The sequence below is a fragment of the Natrinema halophilum genome (genome assembly GCF_013402815.2).
Taxonomy (GTDB): Archaea; Halobacteriota; Halobacteria; order Halobacteriales; family Natrialbaceae; genus Natrinema; species Natrinema halophilum.
On the sequence record NZ_CP058601.1, the window covers coordinates 1604782 to 1617007 of the forward strand.

12 protein-coding genes and 1 pseudogene are annotated in these 12226 nt (G+C 60.9%); 4 read left to right on the forward strand and 9 right to left on the reverse strand.

What is annotated here, in order from left to right:
- Positions 1–36: 36 nt before the first annotated feature.
- A complete protein-coding gene (gene ncsA, locus HYG82_RS28605; RefSeq protein ID WP_179260481.1) occupies positions 37–996 on the reverse strand; it encodes a tRNA 2-thiolation protein NcsA in 960 nt (319 codons plus the stop codon).
- Between the two features lie 140 nt (positions 997–1136).
- Here ncsA and HYG82_RS44590 point away from each other — a divergent pair.
- Positions 1137–1831 (forward strand): annotated as a pseudogene (locus tag HYG82_RS44590) (hypothetical protein).
- Between the two features lie 25 nt (positions 1832–1856).
- Here the strand turns inward: HYG82_RS44590 and HYG82_RS28615 are convergent.
- The gene (locus HYG82_RS28615; RefSeq protein ID WP_179260482.1) at positions 1857–2576 is read right to left on the reverse strand and encodes an alpha/beta fold hydrolase; all 720 of its coding nucleotides are present in this window, start codon (positions 2574–2576) and stop codon (positions 1857–1859) included.
- 229 nt (positions 2577–2805) lie between these two features.
- Here HYG82_RS28615 and HYG82_RS28620 point away from each other — a divergent pair, with 229 nt between their 5' ends.
- A complete protein-coding gene (locus tag HYG82_RS28620; RefSeq protein ID WP_179260483.1) occupies positions 2806–3519 on the forward strand; it encodes a DUF7095 family protein in 714 nt (237 codons plus the stop codon).
- Positions 3520–3688: 169 nt separating this feature from the next.
- Here the strand turns inward: HYG82_RS28620 and HYG82_RS28625 are convergent, their stop codons facing one another.
- From HYG82_RS28625 to HYG82_RS28655, 7 genes are all read right to left on the reverse strand, one after another.
- A complete protein-coding gene (locus HYG82_RS28625; protein WP_179260484.1) occupies positions 3689–4477 on the reverse strand; it encodes an ABC transporter permease subunit in 789 nt (262 codons plus the stop codon).
- Positions 4470–5468, reverse strand: coding sequence for an ABC transporter ATP-binding protein (locus HYG82_RS28630; RefSeq protein ID WP_179260485.1), 999 nt, complete (start codon positions 5466–5468; stop codon positions 4470–4472). The genes HYG82_RS28625 and HYG82_RS28630 overlap by 8 nt, the downstream gene beginning before the upstream one ends.
- A gap of 145 nt (positions 5469–5613) precedes the next feature.
- Positions 5614–5985: a hypothetical protein gene (locus tag HYG82_RS28635; protein ID WP_179260486.1), complete on the reverse strand. Its 372-nt coding sequence runs from the start codon at positions 5983–5985 to the stop codon at positions 5614–5616.
- Positions 5986–6175: 190 nt separating this feature from the next.
- The gene (locus HYG82_RS28640; RefSeq protein ID WP_179260487.1) at positions 6176–6484 is read right to left on the reverse strand and encodes a 2Fe-2S iron-sulfur cluster-binding protein; all 309 of its coding nucleotides are present in this window, start codon (positions 6482–6484) and stop codon (positions 6176–6178) included.
- Positions 6485–6772, reverse strand: a complete 288-nt coding sequence (locus HYG82_RS28645) for a hypothetical protein (RefSeq protein WP_179260488.1) — start codon at positions 6770–6772, stop codon at positions 6485–6487.
- Positions 6765–7826: a ribonucleotide-diphosphate reductase subunit beta gene (locus HYG82_RS28650; protein ID WP_179260489.1), complete on the reverse strand. Its 1062-nt coding sequence runs from the start codon at positions 7824–7826 to the stop codon at positions 6765–6767. The genes HYG82_RS28645 and HYG82_RS28650 overlap by 8 nt, the downstream gene beginning before the upstream one ends.
- A gap of 287 nt (positions 7827–8113) precedes the next feature.
- Entirely contained in the window at positions 8114–8935 is an 822-nt protein-coding gene (locus HYG82_RS28655; protein WP_179260490.1) for an alpha/beta hydrolase, read from the reverse strand.
- A 1243-nt stretch (positions 8936–10178) separates the two neighbouring features.
- Here HYG82_RS28655 and HYG82_RS28660 point away from each other — a divergent pair.
- Both HYG82_RS28660 and HYG82_RS28665 read left to right on the forward strand, forming a co-directional pair.
- The gene (locus HYG82_RS28660) at positions 10179–10946 is read left to right on the forward strand and encodes an ABC transporter ATP-binding protein (protein ID WP_179260491.1); all 768 of its coding nucleotides are present in this window, start codon (positions 10179–10181) and stop codon (positions 10944–10946) included.
- Positions 10936–12210 (forward strand): ABC transporter permease, encoded by a 1275-nt coding sequence (locus HYG82_RS28665; protein WP_179260492.1) that lies wholly within the window; start codon positions 10936–10938, stop codon positions 12208–12210. Before HYG82_RS28660 ends, HYG82_RS28665 begins: the two co-directional genes overlap by 11 nt.
- The last annotated feature ends 16 nt before the right edge of the window (positions 12211–12226 follow it).

Genomic DNA, 12226 nt, shown 5'->3' on the forward strand with positions numbered 1-12226 from the left:
AAACGGACTCCAGGCGGATGTGTTTTGTATGGTAATTTATGCGAGCGATTCGAGCAACGAACACTTCCGACAGACTTCTCGAGTCGTGGTCGAACCGCACTCGACGCAGTTTTGGAGGTCGGCGCCGTTGTCACCGGCGTACCGTTCCGCCGCGATATCCGCCAGTTCCTCGTATCCCGAGAGGATCGAGTGGCGGGTGCCCGGGTGATTCTCTTCGAGTTCGTAGAGAAGTTGCTGTATTTCGCCACGATATGCTTCGCTCGCGTGCGGGCACTCGGTAATGTGTGCTGGGAGGTCGTTGACGTGGGCGTAGAGGGCGACTTCCTTTTCGGGGACGTCACGCAGCGGTTTCGCACGTGGAACGAACTCATCTTGCTCCTCGCGGTCCGAAAGCGGGCCGAGACTCGCGTCGAAATGCTTTGCGATCTGCTCGACGTCGCCTTCGAGGACGTTCATCAGTGCGGTCTGGGCTTCGTCGTCAAGGTTGTGGCCCGTGAGAAGGAGGTCGGCTTCGAGTTCCGTTGCGTAGTTCGAAAGCAGGTCCCGCCGGAAGACGCCGCAGTACGCACAGGGAGCCATGTTCTCAGGGTCGTCTTCGACGACATCGTCCATTCGGACGCCGAATTCTTCTTCGTAGCTGACTAGTTCGTGTCGGATTCCGAGCTCTTCGCTGAGTTCCACGCAAGCCTCGACCGATTTGTCCCGGTAGCCGTCGATGCCTTCGTGAATCGTCAGGCCGACGAGTTCGATGCGGGGATCTTTGGCGAAGGTATCGTGGAGGATCTGTGTGAGGACGACGCTGTCCTTGCCGCCCGAGAGGCCGATCACCCACGTCTGGGGATTCTCTGGCGTCGCATCGTGCGGAACGAGGTCGTCCCGTCGGATTCGGCGGCGAACCCGCTTTTCGACCGACTCACGGAAGTGGTCGGCACAGAGGTGTGCCCCGGAGTAGGCTGCGTGCATGATCGCCTCCTCGTCACACCGATTGCAGTCCATCGCGGTCACGTTGCCGTCGAACGCGTATGTCCGTTTCGTCTCTTCGCTATCGATACAGCCGGCGATCGAATCCGACGCGATCGGCTACTGGTTGTGACGATCGAAACGTATTACGGCTGTCTGTCTGTCGACACCACGTGATGAGTTACGACAGATCGCCGTCGACGGAGTATCGGCAGATCGACGACTTCGAGAGCGGCGTCGGCTGGTTCGCCCACCCAGACGAGGCCGGCCGTCGCGCGAGTCATGCCCTGGTCGGGGACGGGGGTGACGTCTGGCTGTTCGATCCGATCGAGGCACCCGGGATAGACGAAGAGATTCGGTCTTTTGGCGACGTTGCAGGCGTCGTCGTCTGTTCGGCATACCACGCTCGAGACGCCGACAGGTTCGCCCGCCGATTCGACGTGCCCGTTTACGTCCCATCGTGGCTGGCCCGCGTTCACGAGCGGGTCGACGCACCCATCGAGCGCTTCGACGGAGCGTACCCGAGTCGGGATTCGAGGTGCGCGAGGTGAGTCCGATCCCCGGGTGGTCCGAAGCGGTCGCCTATCGGCGGTCGGTCGGAACGCTGTACGTACCCGATCTCCTCGGGACAGCGCCGCCGTACCTCGTGGACGACGAGCGACTCGCGGTCTATCTACTCCTTCGACCCATCGTCCCGACGAACGTTTTCGAAGGCATCGCACCGAAACGGATCCTCGTCGGACACGGGACCGGAATCTTCTCGGATGCTGCAAGCGCCCTCGCCGAGGCACTCTCGACCGCTCGACGGCGGTTTCCACGCGCACTCCTCGAGGGCAGTCCACAGCTCCGTGCGTTGGTCGACGCGCTCTAAAGATTCGTTGGACGCCGCGTCGGCGTTAGGCAGGGACGGTCGGGCGCTCCTCGACGGCCTCTGACCCATCATCGAGGGCCGCAAGCAGGAGGTCGACGTACTGCTCGCGATCGGGGGCCGAAAACAGTTCGTGACCGCCATCGTAGAGGACGACGTGTTCTGCAGGGACCCGCTCGCCGATCGGGCGGAGGCTGATGACGGGATCACGAAGCGAGCAGAAGACGACGGCGTCGTGGTCGATCGTCAGCAGATCCCGCTGTGCGCGGCGAGTTTCACGGATGAACGCTGGAGAGATCCACGATGGAATCGTGGCGAGCTGGTGGTCAGTCGCCCGTTCGCCGAGTGCCTCTCTGTCCATGTTGCTGATCGGCAAACACGGAAACGTGGTCGGGATCATGGATATCGCCTCCAGCAACGGTTCGGGGAACCCCTCGTCGTATCCCCACCACGGACTCAGGTAGACGTGATTATCCGCGCCGTCGAGGGCCTGTGCGACGAGCGAGCCGGCACTGTGACCCAGCAGCTGGTAGTCGTCTACGTCGCGGACGTACTCGGCGACCGGCTCGAGCCAGTCAGCTTTGAAGTCGTCAATGTTGGTGGGGAGTTCGAACGCGTGGACCCGGTAGCCCGCCCCGGTCAGGTTTCCGATGAGCCAACTCATGTTCTCGTGGGTCCAGCGGTTTCCCCAGCCCATGACGAAGACGAGTTCCTCGTCGCCGTCCTCGTTGAAGATCCGGTGTCGCATAGGATTCCGTTCGCCGCGAACAGACAAAAACCTGAACTCCTGACCCAGGTACCGAGAGTGTCGACTACGTATCGGAGCAGACGGTACCGGGGATCGTCACTGCGCTCGTGACGGTCATCATCGATCCGTCCGGAACTCCAGCGAGCCGGTTCGCAATCGTCCTGCGAATCGATGCGGGACGCCCGCGAACCGAGAAACGGTTTTAGACGTCGAGTCCCAACGACGAGCGATGAGTGGATTCGACCGAGACGAAGCGGTCGACCGCCTCGAGCGGCTCGTCGATACCGTCGAGGAAGAACGGATGCCGGTGCCGGTCCGCGAGGTGTGGGCGTTCGGCGACGTCGCGCTTGGGCTCGATCCGGTCGAGCGACTGGACGTTTACGCCACCAAAGACGTTCTCGTACGCGACGATAGCGCGACCTCGATTTCGAGCACCGACGCTGAGGGTGCCCATGGCGGTGATGGCGAGGAAAGGGGTCCGGATGCCCGTTTCCGCGAATCTCACGGTGTCCGGGGCGTCGGAAAATCCGTCAGAGCGGATTGGGCCGTCGAGTTTCCCCATTTTCTCCGGGCCAACGAAAGCGGCCACGCTGCCCCGGAACGGTGTCTCGCAGCCCACCTCCTGGGGGATGACGAACCAATTCATTTCGAGGTCTGCAACTCGCGATTCGAGGACAACGTCACCCAGCGACTTCGTGGCGCGCAGTTGCGCGAGGACTACACCCAGTTGCTCGACCCGCGGGGGGTTTGTCTCTGGGCCGACGGCACCAGAAGCGAGGAGGCATTTCGAAAACTGCGAGAGAGCGAACTAGCGCTGCCGACGTTGTCAGCGGCTCTCGAGATGTTGGGGATGGACGACGACGAGGCCGAAGCCGCGGCCAAGGAACTCCACGCGTGGCGCTCGCGCCAGGACGGCGTAACGGTACGCGGTGACGTCGTTTGAAATCGCTCGTCACGCTGGTAGCGACTGCGTTCCGGACCCCTCGTCCGATTTGGGCGGGACCGAACTGCCATCGCGAATCCGGCACTGTCGTCGTCCCGTGATCGCCTTCGCTCGAGGAACGCGGACAGCGAGTCGCCGTTTCTTCGAACGCGGGCCGTTACCGGGGGAATCAAGCGATATCGGCCCGGGCGAACCACAGTTGGGCGGCGACGAGGAGAGCGACGGTCATCGCAACGAGGATCGCCGCACCCGCGAGGTCGTAACTTCCCTCGAGCAGGATCGCGTTCGGGTCGTAGTACCGCATCGGGGCAATCGCTCCGACCACCTCGGCGTCAGTTCCCGTCAGGAGCGATTCGGTCAGAAACAGCGCGAACGTCACTCCGAGGGCGACACGTTGGGCGATCCCCGCTCGGTCGAAAACGACCGATGCGAGCAGACCGATCCCGGCACAGGCAAAGAGGTACGGGATCGAAAACAGGTGGACCGCGATGACGTCCGCGGCGGCCAGTTGCTCGTCGATTAGTTCCGCACCGACGTAGACCACGATCGGCGGCAAGAGGTTCGCGACGACGACCGGGACGGCTACCGCCGCGAACCGCTCTCCGACCAGTCGCGTTCGGGAAATCGGCATCGCCAGGAGGACGTCCATCCGGCCACGATCGACGTCGTCGGCGATCGTCCCCGCCGTACTGTAGGCCAAGTACAGCCCCAGCAGGATCACCCAGCCGAACGTATAGAGTTCGAACGAGAGAAACCCGCCCAGACTGGCCATCGTCTGAATGCCCATCACCTGCAATATCGGTTCCGGATAGGCCGATAGCAACTGATCTAGATCGACTTCGGCCCGAAACGACGGGTAGACCCAGATGACCATCGCGGCGAGCAACGAGAGGCCGATCGAGAGGTAGATGCTCCCTCGTACCCGGCGGCGACCATCGTATCGGGTCAACTCAAACATCGTTACCACCCTCGACACCGGTGCCGGCGGCGACGCGATCCGTCCCTGTCGATTCGTCGTCCAGGTCGTTCTCGCCGTAAAATCGCATGAACACATCCTCGAGCGGTGCCTCCTCGATCGAGAGATCGTGCAGTTTGTACTCCCGGAGGCGCTCGAGAAGAACGTTGACGTCGCCGGTGAACGTAAACGTGTATTCGGGTTCCGACGCACCGGATTCGCCGCCTGCTGGACCGTCCGGTCCGGAAACGGTGTGGCTCTCGAGTTCGTGAACGCCCGCGATCTTGAGGTCGTTCGAGTCGATTGGCTCTACAGCGTGCAGACGGACGACTTTTCCGCTTCTTTCCAGCAGCGTCTCGACCGGCTCGACCGTGACGAGCCGGCCGTTTCGAATGATTCCGACCCGGTCGCAAAGCCGCCGAACCTCACTCAGAATGTGTGAGGAGAAAAACACCGTTACACCGTTGTCACGTTCGCCTCGAACGAACTCGGTAAAGCGCCGTTGTAACAGGGGATCCAATCCGCTCGTCGGCTCGTCGAGAATCACCAGGTCGGGGTCGTGCATGAACGTCGTCACGAGCCCCAACTTCTGGACGTTTCCGCTTGAGTACTCTCGTATCTCGCGATCCAGCGGCGGTTGGAACAGTTCGAGCAGTTCCTCGCTTCGGTCGTCGCCCTTGATCGAGGCGTGTAGCTCGAGAATTTCCCGTCCGGTCGCAGTTTCGTCGAACGCCAGGTTGTCCGGGAGGTAGCCGAGGTTGCGTTTCGCCTCGAGGAGTTGGCGTTCGTCGGTGATCTCCTGTCCCAGCAGCCGCGCCGTCCCGGCAGTCGGAGAGATAAATCCAAGCAGCGTCCGGATCGTCGTCGTCTTTCCCGCACCGTTCGGGCCGAGATAACCGAAGATTTCGCCTCGTTCGACGGCGAACGACACGTCGTCGTTTGCGAGCACCTCGCCGTAATCCTTCGTGAGCCCCTCGAGTTCGATCGCGTTCATACGTATTATTGTCGCGGTGATACCTTTGGTGTGGTGGTTTTGACAACCGGTTGAGAACGGTACCGATAGCCCTTCAGTTCGAGAGACACGGACCGAGATGACGAACTCGCGCATCCGAGAATCGGGAAGGCTGTTCGAGAGCGAGTTATTCGACGGTCTGTCGTCTCCGTGTATCGAACGCGGTCAACCGGACGAGACCGAAGGCGAGGACCAGAACGAGGCCGCTTCCGGTGAGGACGATGGGAAGTTCGTTCCTGGCGGGGGTATCTACAAACGCCACGACCGCACGGGGAAAAGCGATCCCGGCGACGCCCACTGATACGACGCCGATCGCAAATGCCGGGACGCGCGCTCCAGATGGAACGAAGATAATCACGCCCGCTACCACGAAACCGAGTCCAACAGCAGCGGCGTAATCCGGTCCCGGAAAGATTCCGAGCATGTACGCTACGAGTGCGAGACCGGCGGCGAGAGCAAGGAGCGTGTCGAATCCCAGTTCGTCGTACAGTTCTGTCATCTCTCATCTCACCCTGCTCTCGCGAAACGACAAAGACATTTCTCACGCTGAAAGACGCGTTTCAGCCAGCGGCTCGACTGACTGCGGAACGGGCGTCCGAGTTCCGAAAACGTGCCCCGATGTCGAATTCTGCCTCGGAACGACGAAGCGATCCCGCTACTCGAGCACGCACGAACGAACCTGGTTTGCCTCAACGAACGTCGAGGCCGAGAAGGTCGTTCTGGACGCGTTCACCGACCTGAATCTCGCAGTCTGCTCGCGGATACGAACAACACAGGAGCACGTAGCCGTCGGTCTCCTGTTCGGTGGTGAGGGCTGTCCCCTCGCTTCCGTCGAGGTCCCCCTCAAGCAATTTGCCGGTACATCGCCGACACATTCCGTTTCGACAGGAGTGTGGAAGATCGAGACCGGCTCTCATCGCCGCATCGAGGACGTACTCGTCCGGGGAGACGGCGACGGTTTTCGTTTCGTTCTCGAGGTGAAACGTGACGTCGTACATCTACACTCGCTGGCGCAGTTTGTACAGTTCCAGTGCCTCGAGGCGTGGGTCGCCGGTTCCGACTTCGTCGTGTTCGAGGCTGGCTCCGCTGATACTCTCGTTGAACGACGTGCTGACGCCGTCGGTTTCGAACGTCGAATCCATGATGTACGCGACGTTCTCGCGGATTTCCTCGACGCTCTGGTCGAGTTCCGCGGCAGCGTCCTCGATCGCATCGGCGACGTCATCTTCCGAGGCGGTAAACGCCGCCCCGCGGGACAACTCGTTTAGTTCGGTGATGTCAGTCATCATCGCGACCTCCATCGGCCGCAGCGCCGCGTTTGCGATTGTACTGTTCCTGATACTTCCGTACCTCCTCGTCGATGTCTGTTTCCAGACACTCCTGATGGCGGTCGGCGACGATACCGATGATCTTGTGATGGTTGACCTCGAGGTCCAGCGCTTCGTTGAACTGGCCGTCGACGAGGTGGCCCACCCGTAACAGGAGGTCGTCGAAGCTGATCTCGAGCGGGTCGTCGACGGCCCCCGTGAACATGTACCCGAAGTCGGCGATCGAACCCACGTTCTCGTAGAGAACGTCGATAATCGCCTGACTGACGCCCTGAAACTCCCGCCGGCCGGATCGTTCCTTTTCGATCAGTTCGTTCAACGCTTCGACGCCGTGGGTGATGTGCCGTCCTTCGTCCGTGCTGATTAGCTTGAACCCGTGGTTCAAAAGCGACAGCGGTGCATTCTGCGAGAGTTTATTGATCGAATAGAACCCGCCGCGGGCGAGCAGCCCCTCCACGATCATGTGATACACCGTAAGCGCCTCGGCGATGTCGACGGGGTCCTGTGAGTGGGCCGCTCTCGCTGTTAACTGGCCCTGTCGGTCGAAAACGTCGCCGAGCCCAGTTGCTTGCACGATCGGAATCCGCGCTCCTCCGCGTTTCGGGTTCAGTTCCGCGAACGCGTCCTGTTCGCCCATCACCTCGTGCATGTACACGTCGAGAAACTGTGTGTGCTTGTGTTCGGTCAGCGTAAACATCGTCATATACATCTCCATTTCTTCGTTGTCGTCGAAACACGGCGCGCCAACGATTCGCTGGAGATGATGGCTCGCGTCCTCGCCGACAGCAAACTCTCCGTCGAGAAATCCGGATAACAGGTATCGGATCTGTTTTCGCTCGCCAGGCTCGAGCGATGCCCAGATCTCGCGATCCTCCTCGAAACCGACCTCGTCGAACAGTTTCTCGACGTCCCACGTCCCGAGTTCGACACCTTTCTGAAAGAGATCGTACCATTTGCTCGTGGTGTCGATCCGTTCGGCCTGCCAGTTCGTACCCGTGGTGTCTTGTAACACACTAGTCGTTCGCGAGTACTACCAATGAGCGTACCTGCTCGAATAACCGGTACTTAAAGACGAACGGCGTGACTCGAGTCGTCGGCAGCCACCTTCTGCCGTGGACGATCCGAGGTGAATCGCCCCGGGATCACGTGGTTCGAAAGGCCTTCGGCCTTTCGTCGCCAATCGGGGCTCCGCGAAGTCAGCGAAACCAACGGTTTCGCGGTCCTGGCGAATCGTTGATTCGTTCAGTCACGAGAATCGGAAATTCTCGAACGACTTGACTCCGAGGCGATTCACTCGCGTTACCTGTCGTCTCGATTCTCCACAGCGGTATCGGCAGCTCTGAAGTCAGTTACAACCTGACTGACGATCCCGCCGCTTTGAATTTGATAGGCGCAATGACCGCCAATTTCGTCGGTTACGTCGACGTCGACGTAGGCGTCCGGCGTCGACCCACTTCCGGACAACGCGGTACAATCAGCACCATCGCATCCGAGTCCACCGTTCGAGTTTCCGATCGTGTACGTCGTACAGATCGTATCGTCATCGTTCGAGTAGTAGTTGAATATCGTTCCCGTGGAGGCGTCGATTGCCGCACCATCGTATCCGGTCGAACTATTCGAACAGAGCCACGTGGCATCGACCGCTGCCCCGAAGAGCGAAACGGTTGCGACAGTAACGTCGCCATCTAACGCCTCGAGCGTCGTGAGTGGGACACGTGCTCCGAGCGAGAGTCCAGCGAGACGAATCGTAACGTCTGGATGGCGGGTCCGGTAGTCGCGGAGCCAGTCGGCCAGACGATGCGCACACTCGTCTGCGCGTCGTCCGGCCTCAGCCAGGTCGAAGGAATCCGATTCCCACTGAGCGTTGACGACGGGATGTTCGTACCCGTTCGCTCGAAGCGCATGTTCGAACGTGGCCGCTTGATCGCGGCCGTTCTTTCCTTCGCTGTTCCATCCGTGAGCGTAAATCAGCAACTCCGTCGGAGAGTTGGGGACGTTACGGGTCGTGGGTTGCGAGACCGTTAGATCGAGTTGCGGATACGTTTCCGAGGCGGCATCCCAAAACGTGAAACAATCCGTAAGCTCCTCGATCGGTCCAGGGTCGGGTTCTGCAGCATCCACTCGATTCGATAGTCCGAGACTACCGGTGGCTGTGACAGCAGTGGCCTGTAGCAGTCGTCGGCGGCGTACGGTTATTCCTTCTGACCGACTTGAATTGTAATTACCATCCATGGTGATTCATCATATGCACCTCTGTCTGAAGAAATAACCGATCGTTACGCTGGGACGTTCGCGAGACACTGATCGGAAACGAACCAACGAATCGACGCAGTGGCGGCCTGGCCGAGCGAGGTGCGAGAACGTCGGCAACAACGAATCCGTCGGTCAGGATTCGGTCGTCAGTAGGAGAGACAGCGGCGGAGTTCAGTACTCGCCCGATACCTCCTCGAGGTGCGTCACCGTCCGGATCGAGCGTCCGGCAAATTTTCGGACCATCGGGCGAGAACGATCCTGAAACTCGACAGCGGGAAATCCGGTCGCGACACGGACACAGTGGAAATATATCAAGATATTCAATATAATCATTAATAATATTGATAATCCTGTGCCATCAATCTCTACAAGAGGGGTCGAAGATGGGCGCACTATCACTACTCCGAAACAAAGCCACCAGATCCGAGAAGACGAACGGAGCAAGGTTGTATGAGTGTCGAAATTGTGGTGAAAAGCTCGAGACAAACGCGGATATATGCTCGACCTGTGGATCCCAGGAGATCGCTTACTACGAGTTTTGATCGATCTCCACGAGCATTCGAATCGGTGAGGCGAAGAAGAAATCGGCGATCCATCCGAGAGGGTTCCGGCGAGTGGACCCCTGTTCACGCGCGGCGGAACCTTGCAGCCGATCGGCGGGTATGTTCGGCTTCGCTTCGTGTTCGGACGGGCTACCCATCGGTCGACGCTGTGGTCGGAGGCAACAATGCTACACCGTCGGCGGGGTTATCGCCTGGATCGGTGCCTCAGGGACTCTTAGGGAGTCGTTATTGGTGAATAGGTTCTGGCGATGAGTCGTGCGATGGGCCTACGGAGTGAGAAGGCGGCGACCTGTCCGTCTTCGATTTGGACTTCGACTGTCGCTAACGCGCCTCTGGCGCCCGTCTATCGGCCAGGTCAGGCAACCTTCATTGCGCCGAGCTACGGGTCGGAATTACCGAAGCGGATGTGAGGTATACGATCGTCCCTTGTCACCCTAATCGAGACGGTTGCAGTTTTCATAACACCGTTAACAGGTGTCTTGTAAGGGTATGTGGGTCGAAACAATGTGTCGGTGAGCCGTTTGCGTACAGTGAAACCCCCTGTAAGGATGTTCGACCACTCAGTTCACGATTCGCGGTCGTCGGTCGAGGGAGCCGACGACGACAACCGCGAATCGACGACGGCCGTTCGACTCGAGGGCGTCAGCCATCAGTACGGTTCGACCGGTGGCCGATTTCGATCGGGCGACGAGCGCACGGTGACGGCGCTCCGTGACGTTTCCTTCGAGGTGCCGATGGGGACCATCGTCGGACTCGAAGGGCCGAGTGGGAGTGGCAAATCGACGATATTGCACGCGGTCGCGGGGCTGCTGGTTCCGACGGCCGGGACCGTCGAACTGTGTGGAACCGATCTCGCAGCACAGTCCGATGCGGAGAGAACGCGGGTGCGCCGTCGCCATATCGGCATCGTATTCCAGCGGTTCCATCTGCTGCCGTCGCTCTCCGCTCGTGCGAACGTCGCATTACCGCTCGTTCAGGAAGGCGTCTCGCGACCAGATCGACGCGACCGTGCGACGACGTTGCTCGAGGCGGTCGGTCTCGGTGACCGCATCACGCACCTTCCCGGAGAACTCAGCGGCGGGGAACGCCAGCGGGTTGCGATTGCACGAGCCCTTGCAACCGATCCGAACGTAATCGTCGCTGACGAGCCGACGGGTGAACTCGACACGGCGACCGGTGCGGACGTCCTGGAATTGTTGACCGACATCGGGCGCGAACGGGCGGTTCTGGTCGCGTCGCACGACGAATCCACTCTGTCCGTAGCCGACCGGGTCGTCACGCTTTGCGACGGACAGGTGGTCGAAAATGACGCGTGACGGCGACGGAGTCGCCGACGACGTGGACGACCGGCTACGAACACGGTGGGCGGGGGTCATCCGCTTTTCGCTCACCAGATGGTGGAAACAGGCAGCGCGAACGACGACGGGCCGAATTGCGTCGACGATCGCGGCCGTTGCACTAACGATCGCGTTGCTGTTGGTCGTGACTGGCGTCGCGCTAGCGCTGGCCGACGGTGGCGTGATGAGCGCCGACGACGCTGACGCCCGTATCACGGCGGCTGAGAGTACGACGATCTCGTCCGTCGACGGCGTCGAGGGGCCACGGCTCGGCGCGACGAACGAACGAGCCGCGACGATCCGGTCGCACGATGGCGTCGATCACGCGTCACCTGTACTGGTCGAGACGGTCCGACTCGAGACGGCTGAGGGAGATGCTCGAAGCGTCCGTCTCGCCGGTATCGTTCCAGACGATGAATCGCGGACCGTCGCGGGCTTGCCAACGACCGCGCTGGAACCGGGCGATCCACACTACGCGAACGGAACGTACAACGGCTCGCGAACGGGCGAAATCGTCATCTCGTCGACCGTCGCAACGCACCTCGACGCATCGACTGGTGACGAACTAAACGTCTCGGTCGGCTGGACCGACGCAGGCGGTCGCTCGATGACGGTAGTCGGCGTCGCAGAGGGCGGAACGGGCGGTACCAGCGCGCCGGTCGCGCTCGTCCATCTGAGCGATCTCCAGTCGATCGCCGGTGCGGACGACGGCGAACTCGCCGATAGAGTGTTGGTCTGGGGCGACCGGGAAGCCGCGCAATCGGCCGCGGCGGACGCCTACCCCGACGCAGCGGTCCAAATCGCCGGGAGCACCGATCCATCCTCGCTGTTCGACGACGGGTTGGCGTTTGCAACGAGCGTAATCGCGCTGCTGGTCGGGGTCACCATCTGTGCATCGTTCGTTGCGACGACCATGGGAATGACCGTCGACGAGGACCGACGCACCCTCGCCGTCCTCGAGTCGGTCGGCTTCCCCACTAGCGGCCGACTCGCCGTCGTCGTGGTATCGACTGGAATCACGACGCTGGTGGGCTCGTTCGTGGGAATCGGGCTCGGTTTGCTGGGAGTCATCGGAATCAACGCGTTCGCGAAGGCAACCGTCGCACCGGGGGCGGTCGCCCATTTCCATCCCGTATTCATTCCCTACGCAATCGCCGTCGCCCTTCTGTCCGGGCTGGTGGCCGTTCCCTACCCGCTTGCAGTGGCTGCGAGAACGACGGTTCTCGACGAGGTGGGACGGTGACTCTGCGCCGAGCGGC